Origin of the sequence: Allobosea sp. CRIB-10 (genome assembly GCF_900112185.1) — a bacterium.
In the GTDB taxonomy this organism is placed as follows: Bacteria; Pseudomonadota; Alphaproteobacteria; order Rhizobiales; family Beijerinckiaceae; genus Allobosea.
Genome location: NZ_FOKP01000002.1, coordinates 434,848 through 461,359, shown reverse-complemented (window position 1 = coordinate 461,359; position 26,512 = coordinate 434,848). Strand labels below are relative to the sequence as shown.

29 protein-coding genes and 1 pseudogene are annotated in these 26,512 nt (G+C 66.2%); 13 read left to right on the top strand and 17 right to left on the bottom strand.

The genetic code is table 11. The annotated features are described in order from the left end of the window. Positions 1 to 168: 168 nt before the first annotated feature. On the bottom strand, positions 169 to 1,164 hold the full coding sequence (locus BMZ69_RS05010; RefSeq protein WP_092155441.1) for a 2-hydroxyacid dehydrogenase: 996 nt from the start codon (positions 1,162 to 1,164) through the stop codon (positions 169 to 171). Positions 1,165 to 1,464: 300 nt separating this feature from the next. Between BMZ69_RS05010 and BMZ69_RS05005 the strand changes: the two genes are divergently transcribed. Next, positions 1,465 to 1,944 carry an SH3 domain-containing protein gene (locus tag BMZ69_RS05005; protein ID WP_244543219.1) on the top strand — a complete coding sequence of 160 codons (480 nt, stop codon included), beginning with the start codon at positions 1,465 to 1,467 and terminating at the stop codon, positions 1,942 to 1,944. Between the two features lie 198 nt (positions 1,945 to 2,142). On the opposite strand, the gene irrA is transcribed toward BMZ69_RS05005, so the two are convergent. Further along, positions 2,143 to 2,622, bottom strand: a complete 480-nt coding sequence (gene irrA, locus BMZ69_RS05000; protein WP_092155439.1) for an iron response transcriptional regulator IrrA — start codon at positions 2,620 to 2,622, stop codon at positions 2,143 to 2,145. 138 nt (positions 2,623 to 2,760) lie between these two features. Between irrA and BMZ69_RS04995 the strand changes: the two are divergent. The 8 genes and pseudogenes from BMZ69_RS04995 (at position 2,761) to BMZ69_RS04960 (ending at position 7,418) form a co-directional block, all read left to right on the top strand. Continuing rightward, positions 2,761 to 3,134, top strand: a pseudogene (locus BMZ69_RS04995) (hypothetical protein). 116 nt (positions 3,135 to 3,250) lie between these two features. Then, complete coding sequence (fabA, locus tag BMZ69_RS04990; RefSeq protein WP_092155438.1) at positions 3,251 to 3,763, top strand: 3-hydroxyacyl-[acyl-carrier-protein] dehydratase FabA; 513 nt, start codon at positions 3,251 to 3,253, stop codon at positions 3,761 to 3,763. A gap of 230 nt (positions 3,764 to 3,993) precedes the next feature. Then, on the top strand, positions 3,994 to 5,220 hold the full coding sequence (fabB, locus tag BMZ69_RS04985; protein ID WP_092155437.1) for a beta-ketoacyl-ACP synthase I: 1,227 nt from the start codon (positions 3,994 to 3,996) through the stop codon (positions 5,218 to 5,220). Positions 5,221 to 5,230: 10 nt separating this feature from the next. Next, entirely contained in the window at positions 5,231 to 5,503 is a 273-nt protein-coding gene (locus BMZ69_RS04980) for a DUF3303 domain-containing protein (RefSeq protein ID WP_092155436.1), read from the top strand. A 52-nt stretch (positions 5,504 to 5,555) separates the two neighbouring features. Next, positions 5,556 to 5,813 (top strand): type II toxin-antitoxin system VapB family antitoxin, encoded by a 258-nt coding sequence (locus tag BMZ69_RS04975; RefSeq protein ID WP_092155435.1) that lies wholly within the window; start codon positions 5,556 to 5,558, stop codon positions 5,811 to 5,813. Beyond that, entirely contained in the window at positions 5,810 to 6,217 is a 408-nt protein-coding gene (locus BMZ69_RS04970; RefSeq protein ID WP_092155434.1) for a type II toxin-antitoxin system VapC family toxin, read from the top strand. Before BMZ69_RS04975 ends, BMZ69_RS04970 begins: the two co-directional genes overlap by 4 nt. Positions 6,218 to 6,235: 18 nt before the next feature. Next, positions 6,236 to 7,069, top strand: a complete 834-nt coding sequence (fabI, locus tag BMZ69_RS04965; protein WP_092155433.1) for an enoyl-ACP reductase FabI — start codon at positions 6,236 to 6,238, stop codon at positions 7,067 to 7,069. Positions 7,070 to 7,172: 103 nt separating this feature from the next. Continuing rightward, complete coding sequence (locus BMZ69_RS04960; protein WP_092155432.1) at positions 7,173 to 7,418, top strand: DUF2188 domain-containing protein; 246 nt, start codon at positions 7,173 to 7,175, stop codon at positions 7,416 to 7,418. A gap of 9 nt (positions 7,419 to 7,427) precedes the next feature. On the opposite strand, the gene BMZ69_RS04955 is transcribed toward BMZ69_RS04960, so the two are convergent. The 6 genes from BMZ69_RS04955 to BMZ69_RS04930 form a co-directional block, all read right to left on the bottom strand. Then, complete coding sequence (locus BMZ69_RS04955; protein WP_092155479.1) at positions 7,428 to 7,793, bottom strand: hypothetical protein; 366 nt, start codon at positions 7,791 to 7,793, stop codon at positions 7,428 to 7,430. 56 nt (positions 7,794 to 7,849) lie between these two features. Continuing rightward, positions 7,850 to 9,043, bottom strand: a complete 1,194-nt coding sequence (gene metZ, locus BMZ69_RS04950) for an O-succinylhomoserine sulfhydrylase (protein WP_092155431.1) — start codon at positions 9,041 to 9,043, stop codon at positions 7,850 to 7,852. Positions 9,044 to 9,259: 216 nt separating this feature from the next. Continuing rightward, a complete protein-coding gene (locus BMZ69_RS04945) occupies positions 9,260 to 10,213 on the bottom strand; it encodes a DUF4118 domain-containing protein (protein ID WP_244543209.1) in 954 nt (317 codons plus the stop codon). 117 nt (positions 10,214 to 10,330) lie between these two features. Then, the gene (locus tag BMZ69_RS04940; protein ID WP_092155429.1) at positions 10,331 to 11,107 is read right to left on the bottom strand and encodes an ABC transporter ATP-binding protein; all 777 of its coding nucleotides are present in this window, start codon (positions 11,105 to 11,107) and stop codon (positions 10,331 to 10,333) included. Then, positions 11,083 to 11,835 carry an ABC transporter permease gene (locus tag BMZ69_RS04935; protein WP_092155428.1) on the bottom strand — a complete coding sequence of 251 codons (753 nt, stop codon included), beginning with the start codon at positions 11,833 to 11,835 and terminating at the stop codon, positions 11,083 to 11,085. The genes BMZ69_RS04940 and BMZ69_RS04935 overlap by 25 nt, the downstream gene beginning before the upstream one ends. Positions 11,836 to 11,848: 13 nt before the next feature. Continuing rightward, the gene (locus BMZ69_RS04930; RefSeq protein WP_092155427.1) at positions 11,849 to 12,865 is read right to left on the bottom strand and encodes an ABC transporter substrate-binding protein; all 1,017 of its coding nucleotides are present in this window, start codon (positions 12,863 to 12,865) and stop codon (positions 11,849 to 11,851) included. 156 nt (positions 12,866 to 13,021) lie between these two features. Between BMZ69_RS04930 and BMZ69_RS04925 the strand changes: the two genes are divergently transcribed. The 3 genes from BMZ69_RS04925 to BMZ69_RS04915 all read left to right on the top strand — a co-directional run bounded on the left by BMZ69_RS04925 (position 13,022) and on the right by BMZ69_RS04915 (position 15,241). Further along, on the top strand, positions 13,022 to 13,492 hold the full coding sequence (locus tag BMZ69_RS04925) for an Lrp/AsnC family transcriptional regulator (protein ID WP_164547550.1): 471 nt from the start codon (positions 13,022 to 13,024) through the stop codon (positions 13,490 to 13,492). A gap of 108 nt (positions 13,493 to 13,600) precedes the next feature. Then, on the top strand, positions 13,601 to 14,287 hold the full coding sequence (locus BMZ69_RS04920; protein ID WP_092155425.1) for a fumarylacetoacetate hydrolase family protein: 687 nt from the start codon (positions 13,601 to 13,603) through the stop codon (positions 14,285 to 14,287). A gap of 24 nt (positions 14,288 to 14,311) precedes the next feature. Then, a complete protein-coding gene (locus BMZ69_RS04915) occupies positions 14,312 to 15,241 on the top strand; it encodes a dihydrodipicolinate synthase family protein (RefSeq protein WP_092155424.1) in 930 nt (309 codons plus the stop codon). An 86-nt stretch (positions 15,242 to 15,327) separates the two neighbouring features. Here BMZ69_RS04915 and BMZ69_RS04910 read toward each other — a convergent pair whose 3' ends face one another. Together BMZ69_RS04910 and aroQ are read right to left on the bottom strand one after the other, a co-directional pair. Further along, complete coding sequence (locus BMZ69_RS04910; RefSeq protein ID WP_244543208.1) at positions 15,328 to 16,056, bottom strand: invasion associated locus B family protein; 729 nt, start codon at positions 16,054 to 16,056, stop codon at positions 15,328 to 15,330. Positions 16,057 to 16,288: 232 nt separating this feature from the next. Then, entirely contained in the window at positions 16,289 to 16,738 is a 450-nt protein-coding gene (gene aroQ / locus BMZ69_RS04905; protein ID WP_092155423.1) for a type II 3-dehydroquinate dehydratase, read from the bottom strand. Between the two features lie 108 nt (positions 16,739 to 16,846). Here aroQ and BMZ69_RS04900 point away from each other — a divergent pair, with 108 nt between their 5' ends. Further along, on the top strand, positions 16,847 to 17,323 hold the full coding sequence (locus BMZ69_RS04900) for a hypothetical protein (protein WP_092155422.1): 477 nt from the start codon (positions 16,847 to 16,849) through the stop codon (positions 17,321 to 17,323). Between the two features lie 13 nt (positions 17,324 to 17,336). On the opposite strand, the gene BMZ69_RS04895 is transcribed toward BMZ69_RS04900, so the two are convergent. The 7 genes from BMZ69_RS04895 to BMZ69_RS04865 all read right to left on the bottom strand — a co-directional run bounded on the left by BMZ69_RS04895 (position 17,337) and on the right by BMZ69_RS04865 (position 26,438). Beyond that, the gene (locus tag BMZ69_RS04895) at positions 17,337 to 18,302 is read right to left on the bottom strand and encodes a succinylglutamate desuccinylase/aspartoacylase family protein (protein ID WP_175506663.1); all 966 of its coding nucleotides are present in this window, start codon (positions 18,300 to 18,302) and stop codon (positions 17,337 to 17,339) included. Between the two features lie 24 nt (positions 18,303 to 18,326). Beyond that, complete coding sequence (locus BMZ69_RS04890) at positions 18,327 to 19,148, bottom strand: ABC transporter permease (protein ID WP_092155420.1); 822 nt, start codon at positions 19,146 to 19,148, stop codon at positions 18,327 to 18,329. Positions 19,149 to 19,156: 8 nt separating this feature from the next. Then, a complete protein-coding gene (locus BMZ69_RS04885; protein WP_092155418.1) occupies positions 19,157 to 20,092 on the bottom strand; it encodes an ABC transporter permease in 936 nt (311 codons plus the stop codon). Positions 20,093 to 20,182: 90 nt separating this feature from the next. Then, a complete protein-coding gene (locus BMZ69_RS04880; protein WP_244543218.1) occupies positions 20,183 to 21,748 on the bottom strand; it encodes an ABC transporter substrate-binding protein in 1,566 nt (521 codons plus the stop codon). Positions 21,749 to 21,905: 157 nt separating this feature from the next. Beyond that, positions 21,906 to 23,534 (bottom strand): amidohydrolase, encoded by a 1,629-nt coding sequence (locus tag BMZ69_RS04875; protein WP_092155414.1) that lies wholly within the window; start codon positions 23,532 to 23,534, stop codon positions 21,906 to 21,908. 87 nt (positions 23,535 to 23,621) lie between these two features. Next, a complete protein-coding gene (locus BMZ69_RS04870; protein ID WP_092155412.1) occupies positions 23,622 to 25,109 on the bottom strand; it encodes a M81 family metallopeptidase in 1,488 nt (495 codons plus the stop codon). Positions 25,110 to 25,310: 201 nt separating this feature from the next. Further along, positions 25,311 to 26,438, bottom strand: a complete 1,128-nt coding sequence (locus tag BMZ69_RS04865) for a saccharopine dehydrogenase family protein (protein WP_092155410.1) — start codon at positions 26,436 to 26,438, stop codon at positions 25,311 to 25,313. Positions 26,439 to 26,512 lie beyond the last annotated feature (74 nt).

Sequence of the window (26,512 nt, the reverse complement as noted above, 5' to 3'; positions counted from 1 at the left end):
GACATCTGATCCGACATGCCGATCATCCCGCTCCGATCAGGCCAACTGAATCAGCAATCAAACCTCAAAGCCAGAACCCTTTCGCAGAGAAATCCCTCGGGGGAGGGTTGGGAGGGGCTGGCGCCGAGCGATAGTCCGAGCCAGATACCGGGTCGGCGGGGCCTGATCTCAGAGCATGCTGGGCAGGACGCGGTCCGGCGGCTTGTGCCCGTCCATGAAGGTCTTGATGTTGACGATGACCTTCTCGCCCATGTCGGCGCGGCCTTCATGCGTGGCCGAGCCCATATGCGGCAGCACCACGACGCGATGCTGGCGGGCGAGCTTGAGCAGGCGCGGATTGACCGCCGGCTCGTGCTCGAACACGTCGAGCCCGGCGCCGGCGAGCTCGCCCGCTTCCAGCATGCGCGAGAGCGCCGATTCGTCGACGATTTCGCCGCGGGCCGTGTTCACCAGGATGGCGTCGGGCTTCATCAGCTTGAGACGGCGGGCCGAGAGCAGATGGTAGGTCGCCGGCGTGTGCGGGCAGTTGACCGAGACGACATCCATGCGCGCCAGCATCTGGTCGAGCGAATCCCAATAGGTCGCGTCGAGCGCCTCCTCGATGCGCGAATCGAGCCGGCGGCGGTTGTGGTAGTGGATCGACAGGCCGAAGGCGGCGGCGCGCCTGGCCAGCGCCTGGCCGATCCGGCCCATGCCGACGATGCCGAGGCGCTTGCCGGTGATGCGGCGGCCCAGCATCCAGTTCGGCGACCAGCCGGCCCATTCGTCATCGGTGATGATGCGGGCGCCCTCGGCGATGCGCCGGGCCACGGCGAGGATCAGCGCCATGGTCATGTCGGCGGTGTCGTCGGTCAGCACGCCCGGCGTGTTAGTCACGGTGATGCCGCGCTGCACCGCGCTGGCGACGTCGATATTGTCGACGCCGTTGCCGAAATTGGCGATCAGGCGGAGCTGCTCGCCGGCCTGGGCGATCAGACCGGCATCGATCTTGTCGGTCACGGTCGGGACCAGCACGTCGGCGGTCTTCATCGCCTCGACCAGAGCGGCCTGGCTCATCGGCGTGTCGTCGAGGTTGAGCCTTGCGTCGAACAGCTCGCGCATCCGCGTCTCGACCACGGCGGGCAGCTTTCGCGTGACGACGACCAGCGGCTTCTTCTTCGACATGGGCGGCTCCTTGAAGGCCCGTCAGGCTGCGATCTTCCCGGTGTACGCCCTGCCGGGCGTGACCAGTGGCCGCACTGTCGCCTTTCCGCCTCAACCCCCCATTAACCGAGGCGCATCAGGAATTGAGTCGGATAGTTCTTACGATCAGCGGCCGTCTCGTTGTCTAGCAGCGTTGCGGCGGAACACAACCTGACCCTTCGGCGCGGCGCGTGTCGAAAGTGGGCAGGTCCAGGAGTGGGTTGAATGACGGTTCAGACGATGCGCGATGCGCTCGGCTTCGTGCTTGCGGCGGGCCTTGCGATGGCGGCGATGCCGAGTGCGGCCCAGGAGGTCGCCAGCGGGCCCGTCTCGGGCCTGCCGCTGCCGCGTTATGTCAGCCTGAAGTCCGACCGGGTTAATCTGCGCGAGGGGCCGTCGAAGGAGCACCGTACCAGCTGGGTGTTCCAGCGCGCCGGCCTGCCGGTCGAGGTCACCGCCGAATTCGAGACCTGGCGGCGCGTGCGCGATGCCGACGGCACGGAAGGCTGGGTGCTGCACAGTCTGCTCTCTGGCCGCCGCACCGTGCTGGTCTCGCCCTGGTCGAAGAACAAGGGCGAGACCTTCTCCCTGCGCGAGACGAACAGCGAAAGCGCTCCGGTGGTCGCGACGCTCGAGCCCGGCGTGATCGCCAATGTGCAGTCCTGTCAGAACACTTGGTGCCGCGTCACGGTCAGCAAGATCGTCGGCTACATCAAGCAGGATCGGCTCTGGGGGGTCTATCCCAACGAGACCGTGCAATAGGGGCCTGTGGTTCCGACAGATTCATGAAATGCGCGGGTCGTCCCGGGCGTAGCGAAGCGAAGACCCGGGAGCTATTTCGGAACCTTTATCGGCAAGGTTCCGGAATGGCTCCCGGATCAGCGCCGCTGGCGCGGCTTGTCCGGGATCACATGGTGATTTCGGTCGAAGTCCCAAAACACGCCCGCGCCGTGGGGCGCTTCAGCCGCCGACCTTGCGCAGCCTGACCACGACGTCGACCCGGCTGATCTCGTAGCCATCGGGCGGTGGCGGCAATTCGGCGACGTCGACCGCCGAGGCCGGGATGTCGATCACCTTGTCCTCGCCATCGACCACGAAATGGTGATGGTCGCTGTTGTCGGTGTCGAAGAACGTCTTGGCGCCGTCGATGGCGAGCTCGCGCAGCAGGCCGGCCTGCGTGAATTGGTGCAGGGTGTTGTAGACCGTCGCGAGCGAGACCGGCACGCGCGCCTTCATCGCCTCTTCATAGAGCATTTCGGCGCTGATGTGCCGGTCGCCCTTGGCGAAGAGCAGCCAGCCGAGCGAGACGCGCTGGCGTGTCGGCCGCAGGCCGACCCGGCGCAGCTTCTGGCGCACATCGTGGAAGGGGCAGCCCTGCCGTGCGTCCGATCCGTAGCCCTGGTCCTGCGTCTGGCCGTCCATGCCGCGCGTCGACTCCATCAAACCGTCCCATCATCGGGACATCAACATTTAGATTCGATGTAAGGCCTTGGCTACCTAGCCGCAAGCATAGCGGCGCTGCTGACAGGCTCGGACGCGGCATACTGCAGGAAACGGGCGTCGTTCCGGAGCGCTCCCATGCCCGATGCCGCCCCAGTCTGGCTGTTCTTCTCCCTCGTCTTCGGCATCATCATCATCGTGCCCGGCATGGACATGACCTTCGTGCTCGCCAATGCGCTGACAGTCTCTAGCTCTTCATGCTCGCGGCGTTTCCGCAGTTCCTGCGGCCGGAGGCCGGGGAAATCTGGCTGCAGGCGGCGATTCTTGGGGTGATCATCGCCGTGACACAGTTCGGCGTCTATGGTGGCCTGGCCATCGCAGCCGGCGCCGGCCGCGGTGTCCTTGCCGGCCATCCGCGGGCCGAGGTCGCTCTGGGGCGCGCTGTCGGCGCATTGTTGATCGTCGTCGCCGCACTCACGCTCCTGGAGGGCTGGCGCAGCATCGCAGGCTGATCATCCACGGCCGAGGAAAGCTTGCGCCCTTTCGTTCCGCAGCGACGCCGTGTTAGGCACGTCGCATCGGGAGTTGGCCGACGGATCGTGGCGGCCGAAAGGGAGTGAAGTCGGATATGGAGCGGCAATCGTCATTCAGCTACGAGGAGATCCTCGCTTGCGGGCGCGGTGAGCTCTTCGGGCCGGGCAATGCGCAGCTGCCGCTGCCGCCGATGCTGATGTTCGACCGTATCGCGCAGATCAGCGAGACAGGTGGTGAGCACGGCAAGGGCATGGTGCGGGCCGAGCTCGACGTCCGGCCCGATCTCTGGTTCTTCGATTGCCATTTCAAGGGTGACCCGGTGATGCCGGGCTGCCTTGGTCTCGACGCGCTCTGGCAGCTCACCGGCTTCTTCCTCGGCTGGCTCGGCCTGCCCGGCCGCGGCCGGGCGCTCGGCGTCGGCGAGGTCAAGTTCGCCGACCAGGTGCTGCCCACGGTCAAGCACGTCGTCTACGGCGTCGATTTCAAGCGCGTCTTCAAGTCCAAGCTCGTCCTCGGCATCGCCGATGGCTGGCTCGAAGCGGACGGGAAGCGTATCTATACGACGACCGATATGCGCGTCGGCCTGTTCAAGCCCGAAGCGGCCTGAGCAAAATAAGCCCGAGCGGGATGCGAAAAGTGGATACCGGTTTTCGCTGAAATCCCGCTCGGAATCGTTGAAATCGATCACCTTTATGATTTTGGATCGAGGCGATCCAAAATCATGGTGATCGAGGCGCCTTGCCTTCGCCGGCCGCGCAGTCCATTTGCGCGGTAGGCGATCTATTACAGGTCCGGGGTTGGCCTCCCGGCCCGTCACCAAAGAGCCGGAGAAGCAGCATGAGACGCGTTGTGGTAACCGGGATGGGCATCGTCTCGTCCATCGGCAACAATACGCAGGAAGTGCTGGCCTCGCTGCGCGAAGCCAAGTCCGGCATCTCCTATGCGGCTGATTTCGCCGAGCACGGCTTCCGCAGCCGCGTCGCCGGCGTGCCCACGCTCGATCCCTCGACCGTGCTCGACCGCCGCGCCATGCGCTTCCATGGCGGCGGCTCGGCCTGGAACCAGGTCGCGATGGAGCAGGCCATCCGCGACGCCGGACTGGAAGAGAAGGAAATCAGCCATGAGCGCACCGGCATCGTCATGGGCTCCGGCGGCCCCTCGACCCGCGCGCTGATCGACGCCTATGACAAGGCGCGCGAGAGCGGCTCGTCCAAGAAGGTCGGCCCCTTCGCCGTGCCCAAGGGCATGTCCTCGACCGCCTCGGCGACGCTGGCGACCTGGTTCAAGATCAAAGGCGTCAACTATTCGATCTCCTCGGCCTGCGCGACCTCGAACCACTGCATCGGCAACGCTTACGAGCTGATCCAGTGGGGCAAGCAGGACGTGATCTTCGCCGGCGGCTGCGAGGAGCTCGACTGGACGCTCTCCGTGCTGTTCGACGGCATGGGTGCGATGTCCTCCGACTTCAACGAGACTCCCGCCGTCGCCTCGCGCGCCTATGATGCGCGTCGCGACGGCTTCGTCATCGCCGGCGGCGCCGGCGTCGTCGTGCTGGAGGAACTGGAGCATGCCAAGGCCCGCGGCGCCCGCATCTATGGCGAGATCGTCGGCTATGGCGCGACCTCGGACGGCTACGACATGGTCGCTCCGTCAGGCGAGGGCGCCGAGCGCTGCATGCGCATGGCGCTGCAGGGCGTGAAGGCCAAGATCGACTACATCAACCCGCACGGCACCTCGACCCCGGTCGGCGACGCCAAGGAGATCGAGGCGATCCGCACCGTCTTCGGCGCCGGCGAGAAGAGCCCGCCGATCTCGGCGACAAAGTCGCTGACCGGCCATTCGCTCGGCGCGACCGGCGTGCAGGAGGCGATCTACTCGCTCCTGATGCTCAACAACGACTTCATCTGCGAGAGCGCCCATATCGAGGAGCTCGACCCGGCCTTCGCCGACATGCCGATCGTGCGCAAGCGCATCGACAATGCCGGCCTCGGCTGCGTGCTCTCGAACTCGTTCGGCTTCGGCGGCACCAACGCCACCATCGTGATGAAGCGCCTCGAAGCCTGAGGGACCCGCCATGCTCTTCATGGTGATCGAGCATTTCGACCAGGCGCGGGTAAAGGAGATCTACACCCGCTACCACAAGCATGGCCGGATGATGCCCGAGGGCCTCACCTATATCGACAGCTGGATATCGGCCGATTTTTCCCGCTGTTTCCAGGTGATGCAGTGCGACGACGTCACCTTGCTCCAAGAATGGGTGCTGGCCTGGGGCGATCTCGCCCGCTTCGAGATCGTGCCGCTGGCGAGTTCGAAGGACACGGCCGAGGCCGTGAGGAAGCACCTCTGAGGTGACAGAGAGAGTCTAGACGACTATATGCCTCGTCTAGACGGAGCATCTGATGGCGTTCCATATCCGCGACCCTGAAACCGATCGCATCGTGCGTGCGCTTGCGGCGAAGACCGGCGCGACGCTGACCGACGCTGTCCGTAAGGCCGCGGAGGAAAAGCTGGCGCGCATCGAGCAGGTCGAGTTGCAGGCCGATCAGCGGCCGCTCCGCGAACGAATCCGCGACATCCAGGAGCGTGTCGCGGCTCATGGCAAGACGGGACTGAAAGCCGACAAGGCCTTCTTCGATTGGCTGTCGGGCGACGAATGATCTTCGTCGACGCGTCCGCTTTGACTGCCGTGATGGCTGGCGAGCCCGCGGCCGATCGCGTGCTCGATTGCCTCGAAAGCGATGCGACCTTCTTCACGTCCCCTGTCGCCATCTACGAAACGGCGCTCGCCGTCGCGCGGCTCGCCAACTACACCGTCGCCGAAGCTCTGGGCGAGGTGCGCGATCTCGTCGGCCGCGCACGGATCGCCATCGAGGACATCGGCGACGCTCATGCCGATGTGGCGCTGGCCGCTTTCGCCCGTTTTGGCAAAGGCCGGCATCCTGCGGCATTGAACATGGGCGACTGCTTCGCCTATGCATCTACGACGCTGCGCAATGCAGCTATCCTGTTCGTCGGCCAAGATTTCAGCCGAACCGACCTCCGCGCGGCGCTCGCCGAATGATGACGTGAAAGTCCAGACATGCTCCCCCTGATGCACAACAAGCGCGGCCTCGTCATGGGGGTCGCCAATCAGAACTCGATCGCCTGGGGCATTGCTCGGACCCTGCATGCGCATGGCGCCGAAATGGCCTTCACCTATCAGGGCGAGGCGCTCGGCAAGCGCGTCAAGCCGCTGGCGGAGAGTATCGGCTCGAAGCTGGTCATCCCCTGTGATGTCGAGGATGTTGCCACTGTCGATGCCGCCTTCGCCGCGATCGACGAGGCCTGGGGCGGCGATCCCGAGCGCAACACGCTCGATTTCCTGATCCACGCCATCGGCTTCTCCGACAAGAACGAGCTCAAGGGCCTCTATGCCGACACCACCCGCGAGAATTTCTCGCGGACCATGGTGATCTCCTGCTTCTCGTTCACGGAAGCCGCCAAGCGGGCCGCGGCGCGCATGCCCAATGGCGGCAGCATGATCACGCTGACCTATAGCGGCTCGAACCGTGTGATGCCGAACTACAACGTCATGGGCGTCGCCAAGGCGGCGCTGGAGGCGAGCATGCGCTATCTTGCCGCCGATTACGGGCCGAAGGGCATCCGGGTCAACGCGCTCTCGCCCGGGCCGGTGCGGACTCTGGCCGGCGCCGGCATCTCCGATGCGCGCGCCATGTATTCCTGGCAGCGCGCCAACTCGCCTTTGCGCAAATCGGTGACGCTGGAGGAGATCGGCGGCTCGGCGCTCTATTACCTGTCCGATCTCTCGGGCGGGGTGACCGGCGAGGTCCACCATATCGACGCCGGCTACCACATCACCTCGATGCCGGTGCTGGAAGGCCTGCGTGCGGCCGATACCGGCAACGGCGACTAAGTCGAACAGGCCCTTCCGCCGCTCGCTCGGCGGGGCTATCCTCCCCTCCGGTGGAACCGGGGCGTGCGCCAATGGTTCGATCAGTGAGCCATGGAGGACGCTCATGGTCACGGTAAAGTACGAGATCGTCCAGCACGATGGTGGCTGGGCCTACAAGGTCGGCGACGCGCTTTCGGAGACCTTCCGCTCGCATGACGCGGCGCTGAAGGCAGCCAACAAGGCGGCTGCCCGCCAGAAGCGGCCGGGAGTCACCGACGGCATCGTCTACCAGGACGCCAAGGGCGAATGGCACGAGGAACTGGCCGATGGCCGTGACCGGCCCAATACCCGGATCGTCGACGGCGGCTGAGGCGGCGCCTCAGCGCTGCGTGAAGAAGGTCAGCAGCACCTTGCCCTTCTCGCCGATGAGGCAGAGGAAGCGGCGCGGCTTGTCGGATTTGTCGGTCTTCAGATAGGCCTCGCCCATGATGATGCGCGTCACCGGCGTGTCCTCGACCTTGGTCTCCGCCACCGCGATCGTCAGCCCGTCCTCGTCGATATAGATGTCCTTGATCTCGGGCTCGCGCGCCGTCAGCGCCGCCATCGCAGTCGCCTTGCAGGCGGAAAGCTCGGGGGAGGATGGCTTTTCCGGTGCAGCAGGCGAGGCCGGCGAGGTGGTCTGAGCCAAGGCCGGGGCGGCGAGCAGAGCGAACAGCGTGGTCGTACAAACGGTCTTGCGGAGCATGTTGAACCTCGGGTTGTTGCCGAGGTTCAAACGCACCGTCGCCAATCTGGTTCGGATCAGCCGTCCAGCGCCTGCCGAAGGTCGGCGATCAGGTCATCGGGATGCTCAAGCCCGATCGAGAGCCGGACCAGCCCGTCGCCGACGCCCATGCTGGCGCGCACCTCCGGCGTGAAGCGCTGATGCGTCGTCGTCGCCGGATGGACGATCAGGCTCTTGGCGTCGCCGAGATTGTTGGAGATGCGGATCAGCCTGAGCCGGTTGAGGAAGCGGAAGGCCGCATCCTTGCCGCCCGCGACCTCGAAAGCGATCAGCGTCGAGGGGCCGCTCATCTGCCTGGCGATGATGTCGGCCTGCGGATGGTCGGGATCGCCGATGAAGGCGACCTGCGGCAGGTCCTTCCGGCCCTTCAGCCAGGCCGCGACCGTCGTCGCATTCTGTGCCTGCTGGCGGATGCGTAAGGGTAGCGTCTCCAGCGACTTCAGCATCACCCAGGCGTTGAAGGGGGACAGCGCCGGGCCGGTCTGGCGCAGATAGGTCTGGATGTCGGCCTCGATCAGCGCCTTCGAGCCGAGGATCAGCCCGCCCAGGCAGCGGCCCTGGCCGTCGATGTGCTTGGTTGCGGAATAGACGACGAGATCGGCACCAAGCGCGAGCGGGCGCTGGAACAGCGGCGTGGCGAAGACATTGTCGACCACGAGGATAATGCCGGCCGCCTTGGCGATCGCGGCGACCGCGGCGATGTCGATCACCTCCAGCGTCGGATTGGCCGGGCTCTCCAGGAAGAAGAGCTTGGTGTTCGGTTTGATCGCGGCCCGCCAGGCGGACAGATCGGTGCCGTCGACCAGGGTCGACTCGACGCCATAGCGCGGCAGGTGGTCCTCGATGACGTAGCGACAGGAACCGAACAAGGCGCGTGCCGCCACGACATGATCGCCGGCCCGGACCGGCGCCATCACGGCCGCGGTGACGGCGGCCATCCCGGTCGCGGTGGCGCGACAGGACTCGGCGCCCTCGAAGGCGGCCATCCGCTGCTCCAGCATGGCGACGGTCGGGTTGGAGAGGCGCCCGTACTGGAAGCCCGGATCGGTGTTGAGGAAGCGGCCCTCGGCCTGCTCGGCGCTGTCATAGACATGGCCTTGGGTCAGGAAGAGAGCTTCCGAGGTCTCGCCGAATTCCGAGCGCATCGTGCCGGCGTGGACGAGCTGGGTTTCCGGGTGCAGCGCTGCCGCGCCGATCGCGTCGTTCGCCATGATATCTCGTCCGGTTTCGTTCGATATAACGGACAAGGGGGATATCATCGCTGCCCACGTTCGTAAAGGCGAACAAATTTTCTGCGCAGGGAACGGGCGGCGTCAGCACCTCGGGTTCAGCGAAGAACGTCCGGGATAGCCGAACAGAGTCGCCCCCCGTCTGGGAGCCCTGCTGCATCGGGAACACCCGGCCCCCGAAGGTCAGGTTTCTTCCGCTCAGCGTTCGCCAAGTCCCGACCGGAGATGCTGGCGGTCGAGAGCCAGAGCCAGGAGGCTCGCGACGGTTTCGACGAGCGTGCCGGGCTGAGGTGGACGCTCCTCTGGATCGAAGGCCAGGCCGATGACGGCCCCGCTGTCCGCCGACGTCATCACCGGCCAGAAATCGAAGCGCGAGGCATCGAACGGGTAGACATCCGCGACGGCGACCTTGCCCGTCGTCAGGGACGACCGCGCTGCCTCGATATCGACCGGCGCGGGTTCGATGCCGCCGCGTCGCAGGGTCAGATCGACCGAGTCTTCCGAGATCAGCATCAGGACGATGGGAACCTTGAAGAGAGCTTCAAGCGCATCGGCCGTGCGGGAGAAGATCGCCTCGGTGGTATCGGCTGCGACGAGGCCTTGGCTGTAGGACCGGATGAGCGCGACCTGTCGCCTGCCGAGCGCGGCATCGTCCGCCCTGCGCCGGGCGGTCGATGCCACGGCGCTCGCTATTACCCCGATCACGAAGAGCAGGCCGATCGCCCAGATGTTCGAAGGGTCGTCGACGCGGAGCGTGAAGCGCGGCTCTGTCAGAAAGAAATTGTAGGCGAGCGCGCCGAGAATAGCCGAACACAGCGACGGGCCGAGCCCGAAAGCGACGGCGGCGATGAGTACGGGCACGACGAAGACGAGCGACAGGTTGGGAATCGTCACCGCGCTGTCGAGGCCGACCGCCACCATCGTCGCGATGGCCGTCATCGCGACGGTGACAAGATAACGAATGACCACCGGAGCGTTCGACAGCTGCAAAGCCGGCAGCGTATCGGGCTCTGGGAGGAGCTTGAACTCCTGCGGAGAACTCTGACCGCTCATTGCGGTTCTCCTTCTGCCGTTGCCCATGCGTCCGTAGCGTGCATGGGCATGGTCGGCGGCGATCCGGCCTCCGATACAAGAGACCGGATGATCGCTCACAACGGCGTCAGCCTACGATACGATCCCGCTGCGGATCGCATAAAGCCGGCATAAGGGCTTTTGAGCCGCGCAGCGGCCGATGGGTCGGAAGCCGCTTTTGCTCCGCGGCGGACCCCCTCAGATCGCCGCGCCGTCGCTGACGATGTCCGCGCCGAGATCGACGCGGACCGCCCGGACGATCTCAGCTTCCGCCTCCGCTCCGCGTCTCCGCGGGTGGGCGGCCGAAATCTTGTGCTCGGCGATGATCTGGCCGGGCGCGCCGGAGAGGACCACGACCCGGTCGGCGAGATAGGCGGCCTCGTCGATGTCATGGGTGACGAACAGCACGGTCTTGCCGGTGCGGCGGCGGACCTCGATGAGCTCGTCCTGCAAGGTCTCGCGGGTGAGCGCGTCGAGCGCCGAGAAGGGCTCGTCCATCAGCAGGATCTCGGGCTCGACCGCGAGCGCGCGCGCCAGCGAGACGCGCTGGCGCTGGCCGCCGGAAAGCTGGTGCGGCCAGCGCTGGGCGAGATGGCCGAGGCCGACGAGGTCGAGCGTCGCTTGCGCCTTGGCGAGGCGCTCGGCCCGCGGCGTCTGGCCTTCGAGGCCGAAGCCGACATTGGCGATCACCTTGCGCCAGGGCAGCAGCCGCGAATCCTGGAAGACCAGCGCCACCGGCCGGCGGGTATTGTCCCTGGCGTTGATCACGACCTCGCCGCCGCTCGGCCTGGCCAGGCCTGCGATGACGCGCAGCAGGGTCGACTTGCCGACGCCGGAGGGGCCGACGATGGCGAGGAACTCGCCACGTTTGACGGAGAGGTTGAGCTTGTGCAGCACCTCGGTCGCTTCGCCGTCGCGGGTGAAGGTGATCGACAGCTCCTTGATGTCGATCACGCTTTCCAACGCAGCACCCATCCCTGGAAGGCGACGAACGCCGTGTCGAGCAGGCCGTAAAGCGCCGCCATGGTCAGCATGTAGATGACGACGAGGTCGGTCGCGAGCAGGCTGGAGGCCTGCATCATGCGCTGCCCAACGCCGGCGACGCCGAAGATCTCGGCCGCGACCACCGCCATCCAGGCCTGGCCGAGCGCGGTGCGCACGCCGATGAGGATGCCGGGCAGCGCCGCCGGCAAGAGGATCTTGGTCAGGCGCTGGAGGGGCGAGCGGAAGCCGAAGGCGTCGGCTACCTCGATCAGGTCGCGGTCGACGCCGCGGATCGCGCCCTGCGCCGCGAAGAAGACGATCCAGAACACGCCGATCGCGATGATGAACACCGCCGCCTGCGGGTTGACGCCGAACCAGATGATCGCGAACGGCACCCAGGCGAGGCCGGGGATCGGCCGCAGCAATCGGACCACCCAGGCCGTCGTCTCCTCGGCGATCTTGGACATGCCGGTGAAGACGCCGAGGGCGACGCCGAGACCGGCGCCGGTGAAGAGGCCGATGAAGTAGTGGCCGAGCGAGCCCATGATCGCCGAGACCCAGGCGCCGGACTTGACCTCGCGCAGGAAGGCGGCCGGCAGAGCGCTCGGTCCCGGCAGGAAGGCCGGGTTGACCAGCCCGAAATAAGGGATCGCCTCCCAGAGCAGGAGGAAGGCGACGAGGCCCGTCAGGGCAAGGGCAGGAGCCCGCAGTGAACGCAAGTCTATAGCCCCGTCAGCCCTTGATGGCGCGCTCGTAATACTGCGTCTCGAACAGGCCGTCGAACGGAAGTTCCTTTTCGAGCGAACCGAGCTTGACCTGATAGGCCTGCATGGCGCGGGCGGGCTCGATGATCTTGCGCGGGTCGATCTCGAAACGGGTCGCCGGCGAGGTCAGCGCTTTCTCGATCAAGGCGGGATCGACGATGCCCTTGCCGAGCGCGGCGCCGACATGGGGGGCGGCCTTGGCGGGTGTCTTGACCAGCACATCGGCAGCCTTGACCAGGCTGGAGACCAGCTTCTGCACCGCGTCGGGGTTCTTGGTGGCGAAAGCGCCGGAGACGGCGACGACGGTGCCGGGCTGGCCGGGGAAGACGTCCTCGCCGCCGGCGATCAGTTTGATGCCGGGGTTGCGGGTCTGGATGATGGTCAGGGCCGGCTCGCGCACGATCGCGCCCTCGACGGCGCCGGCGAGCACGGCCTGCTGCGTCGCATCGATGCCCATCGGCACGATCTCGACATCGCCCTTGTCGGCCTTGGCGACCTCCCAGAGCCAGTATTGCAGCACGGTGTTGGGCACTGACCCGGCCGGCTGGGTGGCGAGGCGGGCCGGCTTGCCGGTCGCGGCCTTGTGCGCCTTGAAGGCGGCTGCGGCACTGGTGCCCGTCGTAAAGAATTTCGCCAGGGCCGGGGCAGCGACGAAGACGTTCTCGCCGGTGGCGGTCGAGGCGACGACGCGGATGTCGACACCGCGCGAGCGCGCGACGGCGAGCGGAGCGACGCCGGCGACATAGAGATCGATCGTGCCCGAGGCGAGCGCCTGGATCATGTTCGGGCCGGATTCGAACACGGTGAAGGCAGGCGCGATGCCGGCCTGCTTCAGCCAGCCCTCGCCGTTTGCGACGAAGATCGGGGCGGTGCCGATGATCGGGATATAGCCGATGCGGGCCGGGATCGCCTCCTGGGCGCGAGCGCCAAACGGCAGCGCGGCAGCGAGCGACGAGCCGGCGAGCAGGAACTGGCGGCGGTCCATGATCGGAATTCCCTGAACGGTGCGTGTTTTCGAGCCTATTGACGTCTGATAAAAGGATTTTCTATCTAAAGACAAGCTTAGCTCTTCAAAAAGAAGAAAATTCTCCGTTGCCTCGATCAGGCAAAGGGTTTTTTCTACATCGCCATGGATCGAGAGATGGACGCCATCGACCGCAAGATTCTGACCGTGCTGCAGGCAGACTCCAATATCTCGATCGCGGAGCTCGCCGATCGGGTCGGGCTGTCGCAGACCCCGTGCTGGAAGCGCATCCAGCGCCTCGAACAGACCGGGGTGATCATCAAGCGCGTCGCCCTCGTCGCCCCGGAGAAGATCGGGCTCGGGCTGACCGTCTTCGTCCAGATCGAGACGGCCGACCATTCCGGCCCCTGGCTGGAAAAGTTCGCCCAGAGCGTCGCGGCGATGCCGGAGGTGATCGAGTTCTACCGCATGGCCGGCGACGTCGACTACATGCTGCGCGTCGTCGTCGCCGACATGGCCGCCTACGACACCTTCTACAAGAAGCTGATCGAGACGATCCCGCTCAAGAACGTCACCTCGCGCTTCGCCATGGAGCGGATCAAGGCGACGACCGCCTACAAGGTGCCGGACCTGCCGAAGGCGTCTTAGCGCTTCGTCATTGCGGGGAGCGCAGCCCCGTCATCGCATGCCCGCCACTTGCCCCGGCGGGCGCGCTCCCGCATGAACGCTCCCGGATTTCTCGAACGGGGCGCGCCCATGTCCAGCTATGTCATCGATCAGCCGAAGGTCGCCGCCATCCCGGTGGCCGGCGGCGGGCTCTTCCCGGTGCGCCGCATCTTTTGCGTCGGCCGCAATTACGCCGAGCACACGCGCGAGATGGGTGGCGATCCCGATCGCGAGGAGCCGTTCTTCTTCACCAAGCCGTCCGACGCCGTGCTGACCGGCGGCGCCGACATGCCCTATCCGCCCAAAACCGCCGATCTGCATCACGAGATGGAGCTCGTCGTCGCGATCGGTAGGGGCGGCAAGGACATCGCCGAGGCCGATGCGCTCTCCCATGTCTACGGCTATGCCGCCGGCTTCGACATGACCCGCCGCGACCTGCAGGGCGCTGCGAAGAAGGCCGGCAAGCCCTGGGACATGGGCAAGGGCTTCGACGCTTCGGCGCCAATCGGCGAGCTCGTCCCGGCCGCCAAGGCCGGCCACCCCGACAAGGGGCTGATCGAGCTCAAGGTCAACGGCGCGGTGCGCCAGAGCTCCGACCTCGCCAAGATGATCTGGAACGTGCCGGAGACGATCTCGTACCTCTCCGGCTTCGTCACGCTGGCGCCCGGCGACCTGATCATGACCGGCACGCCCGAAGGTGTCGCTGCCGTCGTCAGGGGCGATCTGCTCGAAGGCGTGATCGCCGGTGTCGGCACCGTCCGCACCAGGATCGTCTGAGCGGCCGGCTCCAGGAGAATTGCAATGCCTTTGACCGCTTCCGCCTCCGGCGTCTTCCCGATCGCGCCGACCCCGTTCAACCCGGACGGCAGCGTCGACTGGACCTCGGCCGACCGGCTGTTCGAGTTCTATCACGGCATCGGTTCTGATGGTGTCACCGTGCTCGGCATCATGGGCGAGGCGCCCAAGCTGGAGCCGGAGGAATCGATCGGGCTGGTCAAGCGCGCGGTCGCCAAGATGGGCGGCAAGCCGATCATCGTCGGCGTCTCCGCTCCCGGTTTCGCCGCGATGCGCTCGCTGGCCCGGCATGTGATGGAGCTCGGCGCCGGCGGCGTGATGATCGCCCCGCCGACGAACCTGCGCACCGACGACCAGATCACCGGCTATTACGCGCAGGCCGTCGAGGCGATCGGCGCCGACATTCCCTTCGTCATCCAGGACTATCCGCTGACGCTCTCGGTGGTGATGACGCCGGCGGTGATCCGCAAGATCATCCAGGACAATCCGTCCTGCGTGATGCTGAAGCACGAGGACTGGCCGGGCCTGGAGAAGATCGCGACCCTGCGCAAGTTCGAGGCGGAAGGGACGCTGCGGCGCGTCGCCATCCTCACCGGCAATGGCGGGCTCTTCCTCGATTTCGAGATGGAGCGCGGCGCCGACGGCGCCAATACCGGCTATGCCTTCCCGGAACTGCTGATCGACGTGGTCAAGGCCAGCAAGGCCGGCCGCCGCGACGACGCGCACGACATCTTCGACGCGCATCTGCCGCTGCTGCGCTATGAGCAGCAGCAGGGCGTCGGCCTCGCCGTGCGCAAATATGTGATGATGAAGCGCGGCATCCTCGCCAGCGACGCTCAGCGCAAGCCGGGCCCCGGCCTGACCGTCGCGGCCAAGGCCGAGGTCGACTACCTGCTCGGGCGGCTGGCGAGGCACGATCCGCGGGCGAAGCTGTAGCCGTCATTCTCGGGTCGAGCGAAGCGCCGACCCGAGACTCTTCTGCAAGGGATGCTCGGGCTCATGCCAGAGCATGATCTTTTGGCTCAATTCGCCAGCTGAACCAGCCGGTCGAGGGCGGGGCCAAAACCGTTCAGCGCGATGTTGAACGAGACGACGTCGTTGTTCGACAGGTTGAGCGCCGCTGCCGTCAATGTCTTTCCGTTCTTCATCGCGTCGGTCGCGACGGTCGGGAACGAAACCGGCAACAGGCAGCCGGACGGCGTGCAGGTCGAGAAGCGCAGGCCCTGGCCGAGGTCCCTATCGTCGAGCTTGAGGACGGCGCCGTTTTCGAGCTTGAGCCAGAACGGCATCAGGATCGTGCCCTCGGCACGGCCATCTTTCGGCGCCCGCAGCTCGATCGCGAAGACGCGCTGATTTGTGCGACTGTCGCCTTGTGACTGCGACAGCAGGCAGAGCTTCTGGCCGTCATTGATGCGGCAATCGACGGTCCAGTCGCCATAGACCTCGTTGACCGCCGAGGCTCCGTTCGGCAATTGCGCGGTCGCGGCGGGCTGGCTCACGCTCGGCGCTGCGGCCGGGACCTGCGCGGTGGCGGGCCGGGCCGGCGGATTGGCCTGGCGGGCAGCGGGGGCCGCCGGGCGCGGCGCCGGTCGCGAGGGAGCGGGGCGGGCGGTCGGGGCGCGGGGTGCCGGTACTGCATCCTCGGCCTGCTCGGTCGCGGACGGCTCGGCCTGAGCGAAGGCCGAGTCGGTCGGCAAAATGGTCCAGCTGGCGAGCAGGGCGATCGCGAGGAGAAGGCTTGCTTTGGTCACGTCAGGGCTCTCGTTGCAGCAGCCGAACGGCGCGGCCGAGATGCGGTTAGGGCATTCGCATGACGTAAGCAAGTTGTCGTGCCGGGAGGTCAGCCTTGTTGCTGTCCTCCATCAGATTTTGACAAGATTATATTTGTTATAATCAAAAGGCGGTTGCCTGATCGAGAGCTGTCGCCAGCAGGGATTGGCTCCCGCGCACGTCAATCAGACAGGCGCGGGAGCTGCGGCCGGCTCAGCCCTTCGTCTCGTCGGCGAGCTTCGCCACGCGGCGCAGCGAGAGCAGATAGCCCTGCGTGCCGAAGCCGGCGATGACGCCGTCGGCGCGCAGCGACATGTAGGAATGGTGCCGGAAGCTCTCGCGCTTGTGGACGTTCGAGATATGGCACTCGATCACGGTGCCGTCGAAGGCGTTGAGCGCGTCGAGGATCGCGACCGAGGTGTGGGTGAAGGCGCCGGGATTGATGACGATGCCGACCGCCTGCTCGCGCGCCTCGTGAATCCAGTCGATGATCTCGTATTCGCGGTTCGACTGGTGGAAGCGGATGTCGAGATCGAGCTCCTTGGCCAGCGCCCGGCAGGCGTCTTCGACATCGGCCAGGGTCTCCGAGCCGTAGATGTGCGGCTGGCGCTTGCCGAGCAGGTTCAGGTTCGGACCGTTGAGGACATAGACGAGACGGGACATGGGTACTCCTGAAGCGATGCGCGCAGCATGTTGCTTTTATCCGGGCAGGACGCAACATGACGAGCCTTGCCGTAGCGTCATGATGGCGTTGCCAGAAGGGAGGAGGCGATGAGGTTGTGGCGCAGTCTCGCCTTGGGTCTGTCTGTCGCTGTTCAGTTCGGCGCGGGTGCTTTGGCGCAGCCGGCGGTTCCAGCCGAGATCGCCAAGGTGCGCGCCGAAATCCGGGATAGCTGCGGCGGCCGCGCGACGTTCAAGCCGGGCTTCCAGCGGACGGCCGATTTCAACGGCGACGGCCAACCCGATTATCTGCTCGACTATGGCCAGTCCGAATGCGTCGGCGGGATGTCGACCAATCCGTTCTGCGGCTCGGCCGGCTGCACGCTCGACATCCTGATTTCGAACGGCGGCGGCTACCGCCAGGCCTACGGCAGCAATGTCCAGGGCTGGTCGCTTGCCCAGGCCGGCGGCAGGTCGGTGCTGGTGCTGTCTCTGCATGGCAGCGCCTGCGGCCGTTCCGGCCACATGGGGTGCCAGCGCCGACTCGTCTGGAACGGCGATAAATTCGTCGCCGCTGGCCGGCGCTGATCGCGTCGTCGCGTCAGACGCGTTCAACTCCGCGATTGCTGGCGACGCCGAAATGGCAGATCGCCTCGCCGAGCCTGGGCGCGGTGTTCGGGAAGATGATGTAGCCGTCGCGGGGCGCCGTCACCTTCGAACCGTCGGCGCGATGGGCGAGGGTGGCGCCGGCCTCGACCGCATCGCCGGTGCGCCAGCCGGCCTCGGCGCGGTCGCCCTCCGTTTCGCAGAGCAGGACCTCGATCATCTCGATCACGTCGCGCAAAGCGGGCGTCGGCAAGGGCGCATCGACCAGCTGCAATTGCGCCAGCGTGTTCAGGATCGCGGCATAGCCGATATCGGCGGCCTTGGGATCGTCATGCGTGCCGCATTCCAGCGTCACCGCATAGCCGCCGCAAAAGCGCATGAACTCTGTCGTGCCATAGCCCTCGGTGACGTTGAGCCTGGGCACCGGCAGGCGGGCGCGGCTGTCGAGCAGGCGGGCATAGTTGTCGAGCCAGCCATGGATCGCGGTCGAGACGCCGAGGCAGGAGGCCAGCGCCATCTCCTCCTCGGCTCGCGCGAAGGGTTCGAGCTCGCCGCGGTTGTTGGCGGGACCGAAGAAGACGAAGGGCTCGCCCTCCTGCCGGAAGGAGTGGATGTCGAGCAGCGCGTCGTGCCGGCGCAGCAGCGCGCAGACGGGGTTGCCGATCCGGTCTTCGTAATCGCCCGCCAAAGGCCGCTCGCGCAGGTCGCGGTTGAAGTTGCGGTCGCCTTCGCGGGTCTTCAGGCGGAAAGCCTTGGGATTGGTGACGGGCAGGAAGGTGACCTCGCCGCGCAGGATCTTGATCTTGCCGGCCCGGCACTCGTCGATGACGCGGCGGATAGCGGTCGGCCCGCAAGGCTCGTTGCCGTGGACGGCGCCGGTGACGATCAGCTTGGGGCCGGGCTTCAGCCCGATGAAGCTGACGGTTTCGAGCGGGCCGTCGTCGAGGTCGGTGCTGGTCACGGGATAGGCTCTCGTCAGAAGGGGTCAGGCCTTGCGGGTCTGCGAATGCGGATCGAGGATGTCGCGCAGGCCGTCGCCGAGCAGGTTGAGGCCGAGCACCGTCAGGAAGATGGCGAGACCCGGGAAAATCGAGATCCAGGGCGCGGTCGAGATCTGGTCACGCGCATCCGACAGCATCGAGCCCCAGCTCGGGAAGGGTGGGCGGATGCCGAGGCCGAGGAAGGAGAGAGAGGCCTCGGCCAGCACGGCGCCGCCCATGCCGAGCGTGCCGATCACGATGATCGGGCCGGCGATGTTCGGCAGGATCTGGGTGAACATGATCCGGAAGGTGCCGTATCCCAGCGAGCGGGCTGCCTCGACATAGCCGAGCTGCTTGACCGAGAGCGTTGCGGCCCGCGTCAGCCGGCAGGTGAACGACCAGTTGGTCAGGCCGAGCGCGATCAGGAGGCTGGTCAGGCCCGGCTGCAGGATGGCCATGATCGCCAGCGCGAAGATCAGGGAGGGGATGGCGAGCATCATATTGGTGAGGCCGTTGACGAAATCGTCCCACCAGCCGCCCCAATAGGCGGCGGAGAGGCCGAGCGCGACGCCGATGCAGGTGTTGATCAATTGCGAGACGATGCCGACCGTCAGCGAGATACGCGCGCCATGCAGCACGCGGCTGTAGATGTCGCGGCCCTGCGCATCGGTGCCGAACCAGAACTCGGAGCCGGGCGGCACCTCGGCGTTCATCAGATTGGCGTCCATCACCGGGTCGGTATGGGCGAGCCAGGGCGCGAAGACGCCGCCCGCGACGACGAGGGCGAAGCAGGTGGCGCCGATCCAGAGGTTGGCACGGAACTTCATCGGTAAGCCTAGCTGTACTTGATGCGCGGATCGACGACGGCGCAGAGCACGTCGACGGCGATGTTCACGACGAGGAAGAAGAGCACGATCGTCAGGATGCAGCCCTGCACCGCCGGGATGTCCCGCCAGGTGACGCTGTCGACCAGCAGCGAGCCGAGGCCGGGCCAGGCGAAGAGCTTCTCGACCACGACGGCCTGGCCGAGCACCGAGCCGAACTGCAGGCCGAGCGTGGTCAGGATGATGACGAGCGCGTTGCGCGCGACGTGCCAGCGCATGACGCGGTAGGCGCTCGCGCCCTTGGCCCGGGCGGTGCGGACGAAGTCGGCATGCAGGATCTCGAGCACGGCGGCGCGGGCGGTCCGCGCCAACAGGGCCAGCGGCGAGACGCCGAGTGCGATCGCCGGCAGCACGATGTAGCGGGGATCGCCGTCGCCATAGCCGAAGCTCGGGAACCAGTTCAGCGTCAGCGCGAAGGCGTACATCAGGAGCAGGCCGAGCCAGAACATCGGCAGTGATAGCCCTGAGACCGCGAAGACCATCGAGAGCATGTCGACCCAGCTCCCCGGTTTCAGTGCTGCGAAGAAGCCGAGCGGCACGCCGATGACGATAGCGAAGGCCATGGCGGCGAGCGCGAGCTGCAGGCTCGGCCAGAGCCGCTCGCCGATCAGGGCGGTGACCGGCTGGCGGGTGCGGAAGGAATCGCCGAGATCGAAGGTCGCGAGCCCGCCGACATATTTGGCGAAGCGCAGCGGCAGCGGATCGTTGAGGCCGAACTGCTGGTTCATTCGCTCGATCGTCGCAGCATCGATATTGCTGCGCCCGTCGGCGATCTGACTGGTGGCAAAATTGCCGGGGATGACGCTGAACAGCACGAAGATCAGCGCCGCGACCGCAAGCAGGATCGGAATGGCCTGCAGCAGCCGGCGAAAGACATAAGGCAACATGACAATAGGCTCCTGAGCGTCGGGGCGTGGCCGACGGGCGGAGGCGGACAAGCCCCCGCCGCCATGCGACGGCGGGGGCTCGGGATGGGTTTACTTCGCAGCAGGCGAAGTGCTGTCGACCCAGAGGTCCTCATAGCGCTGCAGCGCCAGCTCGGTCGCATTCGGCTGGAGCCCGTGCAGCCAGGGCTGATAGGCCAGCACCGCCTTGTTGTAGTTGAAGAACCAGACCGGTGCTTCTTCCTGCAGCAGGGCGTTGGCCTTCTTCAGCAGGTCGAGCTGCTTGGCGGCGTCGGCCTCGTTCGAGGCGTCGTCGATCAGCTTGTCATAGGCCGCGTTCTTGAAGGTGGTGTAGTTGCAGGACGAGCGCGGTGTCGAGGAGTGGAAGCACTTCAGCGCCGTCAGCGTGTCCGGGCCCGAGGTGTTCGACCAGATATAGGCCTGGAAATCACCGCCCACGACGACGCCGCCGAGCGCAGAGGTCTCGACCGGCTTGACCTTCACCTTGATGCCGACCTTGGCGAGCATCGGGATCGTCGCCTCGACGATCGGCACGCCCCAGCTCTCGTTCGGCGTCGCGGTCCATTCGAACTCGAAGCCGTCGGGGTAGCCGGCCTCGGCCAGCAGCTTCTTGGCCTTGTCCGGATCGAAGGCGTAGGGCTTGGCGTCCTTGTCGAAGGCGGGCGAGGACAGCGGCAGCCAGCTCGCGGCGCGGTAGGCCTTGTCGCGGACCAGGCGCTTGATGATCAGGTCGCTGTCGATGGCGTGGTTGATCGCCTGGCGCACCCGCTTGTCGGAGAATGGCTTGAAGGTCGGGTTCATGCCCATATTGCGGGTGAAGACCTCGGCGACCTCGAGGATGCCCTTCGACAGGTTCGGATCGGCCTTGTAGGCGACATACTGGGTCGAGCCCAGGATCGAGACGTCGACCTCCTTGTTGCGGAAGGCGACGTCGCGGGCCGCAGCCTCGCCCATCGGCGAGATCACGAGCTTGTCGGCATAGGGCTTGCCGGTGAGGTAGTATTTGTCCCAGCGCTCGAAGGCCATGCGCGAGCCCGGCACGTGCTCGACGAACTTGAACGGCCCGAGGCCGATCGGCTTGTCGAAGAAGCCGGGCTGCTGCGCTTCCTTGGCCGGCAGGATCGCGGTCTGGCCCTGGAACAGGAAGTAGCCGGGATCGGCCTTGTCGGTCAGCGTCATCGAGAAGCTGGAATCGTCGATCTTCTTCAGGCCGGAGATTTCCTTGGCCTGGCCCTTCTGGACCTCGGTCGCGCCGACGATGCGGGCGACATAGCGCGCGCCCGGATAGTTCTTCGAACCATCCATGATGCGGGTATAGGACCAGATGACGTCGTCCGAGGTCAGCTTGCGGCCGTTATGGAAGAGCGCATTGTCGCGCAGCTTGTAGGTATAGGTCTTGCCGTCGGCCGAGACCTGGACGCTCTCGGCGATGTCGAGCGCCGGCTTGCCGGCTTTCGAATCCCATTTGTAGAGCATGGCGTGCAAGGCGTAGGTGTAGATCTCGTCCTGGATCTGGTTCGAGACATGGCTGTCATTGCTGACGAAGGACGCCCCATAGGGCGCGGTGAAGCGGATCGTGCCGCCGCGGCGCGGCTCCTGGGCCTGCGCCTGCAGGGTGAAGGCGGCCGCGAATGTCAGCGCGGTCGTGAAGGCAAGCTTTTTCAACACGTCGAAACCTCCCAATCTGTTGGTGAACTCGTCCTGGTGGCGCCGTTGGCCGGCGCCGGTATTCGTTCCATCTGAGACCTTAGCGGGCTTTCACGCCCTGTCTTCTTGTTTCCATTGTGCAGTGCGTTCAGGCGGTGCCTGAACGCTGGTACACAACCTTGCCGCCGCGAATGGTGAGGTCGCAGCTTGTGTCTTTCAGAATCTGCTCGGGCGAGGCCGAGAGCAGGTCGCGCGAGAACACGGCGACATCCGCGAGGAAACCAGGCTTGAGCTTGCCCTTCACCGCTTCCTGTTTCTGCGAGAAGGCGCCGTACTCGGTATAGGCCTGCAGCGCCTCCTCGATCGAGACACGCTGGCGCTCATCCATCACCGTGCCGCGCCAGGTCTGGCGCGTCAGCATGGTGTGGAAGTTCGGGAACGGGTCGGGGTCGCAGACCGGCGCGTCGCTGCCGGTCGCCGGCTTCAGGCCGAGATCGAACCAGGTCCGGAACGGATAGCTCGGCAGCGCCCGCTCCTCGCCGAGCACCTTGACGTAGGCGTCGCCGAAATCATGGATGAAGACCTGCTGCGGGCAGGGATAGATGCCGGCCCTGACCATCCGGGCGTGCTGCTGCGGCGTCGAGAAGCCGCAATGCTCGATGCGGTGGCGCCGGTCGGGATCGGGATGGGCGGCGAGTGCCTTCTCATAGGCGGTGATCAACTGCTCGATCGCGGCGTCGCCGATGGCGTGGCAGGCGAGCTGGTAGCCCTTGGCATGGGCGTCGAGCACCTGCCGTTCCAGATCCTCGTCCGAGAGCATCTGCACGCCGGTGGTCTTGTCCTCGCCGAGATAGGGCTCGCTCATCCAGGCGGTGCGCCCGCCGGCCGAGCCGTCGAGGAAGATCTTGACCGCGCCGATCATCAGCATGTCGTCGCCGGTGCCGGAGATCAGTCCTGCCGCATGGCATTGCGGCACGATCGAGCGGCCCTCGTCGCCGAGCAGAGCGAGCCAGGTGCGCACCGGCAGGCGGCCGTCGCGCTTGGCCTTGTGATAGGCCGCGATCTCGTTGAAGCCGGTGACCATCCCGACCGCCGCATCCATGCAGCTGGTGATCCCGAGCGAGAGCAGATAGTTGCCGCCGCGCTCGATCGCCGCCAGGAGCTGCTCATCGCTCGGCGCCGGGATCGCGGCCTTGACCGGAGCGCGGGCGTTTTCCGCGAGCAGGCCGGTGAGCCGGCCGTTCTGCTGCTCTATCAGGCCGCCCGGAGGTGTCGGCGAGCTCTCGTCGATGCCGCCGAGCGCGAGCGCCAGGGAATTGACGATCGAGATGTGGCCGCATGTCCTGACCAGCATCACCGGATTGTTCGGGGCGGCGCGGTCGAGTTCCTCGCGGAACGGGTGGCGGCCGGTGTCGAGCTTGGTCTGGTCGTAGCCGCGCGCCAGCACCCACTCGCCGGGCTTCGACTTCGCCGCGCGTTCGGCGATCTGGCCGAGCAGCGCCTCCAATGTCGGCGCCGCGGCGGGGCGGGCATCGACCCAGTCCATGGTCAGGCCGACCGAGATCAGATGCAGGTGGGAATCGTTCAGCCCCGGCGTCGCCAGCCGGCCGGCGAGGTCGATGACGCGGGTCGATGGCCCGATCAGCTCGGCAATCTCGGCCTCCTTGCCGGCGGCGAGCACCTTGTCGCCCCAGAGCGCCAGCGCCTGGACCACGCCCTCCTGCCGGCCGCACCAGATCGGCCCGCCGCGCAGCACGATATCGGCCTTGACGCTCATGCCGCTTGCTCCGTCATCCCTGCCATCTGGCATCCTCCAGTCTTGTCGCTGCCGGCGCTTTCGGCCGGTTGTGGTCTTCGATCTCGCTCAGATATCGTCGAGCGGGAAGATCGGGCGGCGCACCTTCTGGTAGGGGCGCTCCTTGAAGTTCTTGGTCGAGAGCGCGCCGGTGTCGACCTCGATCACCTCCCGCGCGATCGGCTCGAAGGCGGCGCGGAAGTGCTGCATCGATTTGACGATGACGGTCGATTTCCGGGTAGGATCGACGCCGAGCGAGGTGAACTGGGCAAGGTCGGTCGCCTGGCCGTTATGAGTGATGACGATGATCTCGACATCTTCGACCCGCAGCAGGGCCGAGAGCCCGTAATTGCGCCAGACGCCACCGGCCATCGGCCCGTAGCAGATGAAATGCCCGTCGGTCAGCGCGACCACATGGGCATCGAGATCGAGCGGGCCGCCGCCGGTCGACGGATCGACCTTGCCGCCGAGCTTGAGCCTGACGCGGTTGCCGACGCCGGCCGCCTGCGCCGCGAGCGCGGCTTCCGGATCGCGGATCGCGTGGAAGCCGACATTCTTGAGGCCGGCGTCGAGCACGGCGCGCAGCAGATTGGTCGCGTCGCCATAGGCGCCGGAGCCGGGATTGTCGGAATAGTCGGAGATCACCAGCGGCTTGCCTCCGGCCTCCGGCCCGAGCATGCCTTCACCCGCCTTGGCCCTGGCCATCGCCTCCTTCAGCGGGATGAAGTGGATCGAGGAGAAATGCCGCTGTTCCCAGGCATAGTCCATCAGCTCCTCGGCGATGGCCTGCGCCTTGCCGCGATCGTCATGGGTGACTGCGATGGAGGGGCCGATATCGTGGACATCGGCCGAGGAGAAGCCGGCCTGGACGCTGACCACGAGCGCATCGCCCGCCGCCTCCAGCGCATCGCCGCGGCGCAGCAGCTCCATGAACGGCGGCGAGGTCGTACGGCCGCCATCGAGCGCATAGAGGATCGGCCGGCGCGCGACTGCGACGCGTGGCCTGATCTCGCCCCGCATCGCCCGTTCGAGCAGCTCGGCACCCTGCCAGGTCCGCTCATACTGGTCGATATGCGGATAGGTCCGGTAGGAGATCAGCGCATTGGCGTTGTCGGCCATCAGTTGGGTGAGCGTCGCGTGCAGGTCGAGGATCGCGACGACCGGCACGTCGGGGCCGACCTTGGCGCGGATGCGCTTCAGCAGTTCGCCCTCGCCGTCGTCGGAACTCTCTGTCGCCATCGCGCCATGCAGATGCAGCAGCACGCCGTCAAGCCGCTCGCAGGCGGAAAGGATCAGCCCGGCGAAGACATCGAAGGCCGCATCGGTGACGCGGCCCGAGGGGTTGGCTCCGGTGACGAGCGGGTGGACGAGGCTCCAGCCGAACTTCTCGGCGGCCTCGAAGGCGGCGCCCATCGAGGTCCGGGTGCCCTGGAAGGCGGCCGGCACCTCATTGTCGCGGAAGACGCCGTGATGGCGGAACACCGCCTCATCGGTGAGCTGAACACTGAAGGTGTTCGTCTCATGCATGAATTCCGCGATCAGGACGCGTCTGGCCATCGTGCGATCGTTCCCCCGAAAACGTTCCCTATGGAACCATTTTTTGTTTTGTAGCGTGGGTCCGGGCGTTTGCCAGCCCAGACCCGTTCATGCTCCCCCTGACTTTGGCCCGCTTGCCGGGCAGGGGCGAATATGCTTCGCGCGACTCCAAGCTTGAGCAGTTCTTATCGCAAAAGTGGTGCCCACTTTTGCGGAACGGGCTCAGGCCGCGCGGGCCGCGTGGGTCTCGCCGGGGGCGTGGCCGAGATCCTCGGGCCGGGCATAGGCGCGGCCGAAGCGGTTGGCGAGGAAGGCGTCGAAGCCGATGTCCTCCTGCTTGACGAAGCCCTTCTGCGGCAGCTTGCCCTCTGCCAGCAGGTCGAGCACGGCACAGATGCCCGAGGCCGTGGTGATCTGGATGGCGCTACGCATCACGCCGCCGACCACCGCGCTGTAGACCTTGTTGGCATAGGTCTGCTGGGTCAGCCGCCCGTTCAGCCGGCCGCTCGCGGTGACGAAGATCACGACCACGTCCTGCAGCGTGCTCGGCAGCGCGTTCTCGAAGATGTCCTTCAGCACGTCGCGGCGTTCGCCGAGGCGCAGATCCTGCAGCAGCGCCTTCATGATCGCGCAATGACCGGGGTAGCGGATGGTGCGGTAGTTCAGCGTGCGCACCTTGCCGGCGAGCGTGTCGCAGAGCGTGCCGAGCCCGCCCGAGGTGTTGAAGGCCTCGTAGGTGACGCCGTCGAGCGAGAACTCCTCGCGCTCTTCCATCGCCGGCACCAGCACGCGCTCGCCGTTGACCACGGCTTCACAGGGCTCGCAGTACTCGTTGATGACCCCGTCCGTGCTCCAGGTCAGGTTGTAGTTCAGCGCGTTCGACGGATATTGCGGCAGCGCGCCGACGCGGAGCTTGAGGCTGTCGAGCTGGTCGAAATCGCGGGCGAGATCGGCGGCGACGATCGAGATGAAGCCAGGCGCCAGCCCGCATTGCGGAATCAGCGCCGCCTTGGCGGTCAGCGCCAGCTCCTTGACCCGGCGGGTCGAGGCGACGTCCTCGGTCAAATCGAGATAGTGCACGCCCTGAGCCGCGGCGGCCTCGGCGATGCGTGTCGTCAGATCGTAGGGCGCAGCGGAGAGCACGGCGAAGGCGCCATTCAGCACCTCTGCGAGCTCGGCCTCGTCGGTGATGTCGACCCGGCGGGTCGAAATCGTCGAGCTGGTCTTGATCGCGGCGAGCTGTTCGTTGGAGCGGTCGGCGATCACCACGCGGTAATCCCCGGTTGCGCCGAGCAGGTCGGCGATGGTTGCGCCGATCTTGCCGGCGCCGATGACGACCACGTTTTTCATGGTTCCCCCGATGAATCTGTTTCTGGGAACAGAGTCACCGAATGGCTCGTCGGTTAGAAGCGGGCGACGCGACG

Bases quoted from the DNA above. Each gene is read 5' to 3' on its own strand.
- BMZ69_RS04925 (WP_164547550.1), top strand. From the start codon at position 13,022: ATGGACGCCATCGACCGCAAGATTCTGACCGTGCTGCAGGCAGACTCC.
- BMZ69_RS05005 (WP_244543219.1), top strand. From the start codon at position 1,465: ATGGCGGCGATGCCGAGTGCGGCCCAGGAGGTCGCCAGCGGGCCCGTC.
- fabI (WP_092155433.1), top strand. From the start codon at position 6,236: ATGCTCCCCCTGATGCACAACAAGCGCGGCCTCGTCATGGGGGTCGCC.
- BMZ69_RS04885 (WP_092155418.1), bottom strand. From the start codon at position 20,092: ATGTTGCCTTATGTCTTTCGCCGGCTGCTGCAGGCCATTCCGATCCTG.
- BMZ69_RS04955 (WP_092155479.1), bottom strand. From the start codon at position 7,793: ATGCTCCGCAAGACCGTTTGTACGACCACGCTGTTCGCTCTGCTCGCC.
- BMZ69_RS04960 (WP_092155432.1), top strand. From the start codon at position 7,173: ATGGTCACGGTAAAGTACGAGATCGTCCAGCACGATGGTGGCTGGGCC.
- BMZ69_RS04980 (WP_092155436.1), top strand. From the start codon at position 5,231: ATGCTCTTCATGGTGATCGAGCATTTCGACCAGGCGCGGGTAAAGGAG.
- BMZ69_RS04975 (WP_092155435.1), top strand. From the start codon at position 5,556: ATGGCGTTCCATATCCGCGACCCTGAAACCGATCGCATCGTGCGTGCG.
- irrA (WP_092155439.1), bottom strand. From the start codon at position 2,622: ATGGAGTCGACGCGCGGCATGGACGGCCAGACGCAGGACCAGGGCTAC.
- fabB (WP_092155437.1), top strand. From the start codon at position 3,994: ATGAGACGCGTTGTGGTAACCGGGATGGGCATCGTCTCGTCCATCGGC.
- BMZ69_RS04870 (WP_092155412.1), bottom strand. From the start codon at position 25,109: ATGGCCAGACGCGTCCTGATCGCGGAATTCATGCATGAGACGAACACC.
- BMZ69_RS04920 (WP_092155425.1), top strand. From the start codon at position 13,601: ATGTCCAGCTATGTCATCGATCAGCCGAAGGTCGCCGCCATCCCGGTG.
- BMZ69_RS04940 (WP_092155429.1), bottom strand. From the start codon at position 11,107: ATGGGTGCTGCGTTGGAAAGCGTGATCGACATCAAGGAGCTGTCGATC.
- metZ (WP_092155431.1), bottom strand. From the start codon at position 9,043: ATGGCGAACGACGCGATCGGCGCGGCAGCGCTGCACCCGGAAACCCAG.
- BMZ69_RS04875 (WP_092155414.1), bottom strand. From the start codon at position 23,534: ATGAGCGTCAAGGCCGATATCGTGCTGCGCGGCGGGCCGATCTGGTGC.
- BMZ69_RS04865 (WP_092155410.1), bottom strand. From the start codon at position 26,438: ATGAAAAACGTGGTCGTCATCGGCGCCGGCAAGATCGGCGCAACCATC.
- BMZ69_RS04915 (WP_092155424.1), top strand. From the start codon at position 14,312: ATGCCTTTGACCGCTTCCGCCTCCGGCGTCTTCCCGATCGCGCCGACC.
- BMZ69_RS04890 (WP_092155420.1), bottom strand. From the start codon at position 19,148: ATGAAGTTCCGTGCCAACCTCTGGATCGGCGCCACCTGCTTCGCCCTC.
- BMZ69_RS04970 (WP_092155434.1), top strand. From the start codon at position 5,810: ATGATCTTCGTCGACGCGTCCGCTTTGACTGCCGTGATGGCTGGCGAG.
- BMZ69_RS04930 (WP_092155427.1), bottom strand. From the start codon at position 12,865: ATGGACCGCCGCCAGTTCCTGCTCGCCGGCTCGTCGCTCGCTGCCGCG.
- fabA (WP_092155438.1), top strand. From the start codon at position 3,251: ATGGAGCGGCAATCGTCATTCAGCTACGAGGAGATCCTCGCTTGCGGG.
- BMZ69_RS04900 (WP_092155422.1), top strand. From the start codon at position 16,847: ATGAGGTTGTGGCGCAGTCTCGCCTTGGGTCTGTCTGTCGCTGTTCAG.
- aroQ (WP_092155423.1), bottom strand. From the start codon at position 16,738: ATGTCCCGTCTCGTCTATGTCCTCAACGGTCCGAACCTGAACCTGCTC.
- BMZ69_RS05010 (WP_092155441.1), bottom strand. From the start codon at position 1,164: ATGTCGAAGAAGAAGCCGCTGGTCGTCGTCACGCGAAAGCTGCCCGCC.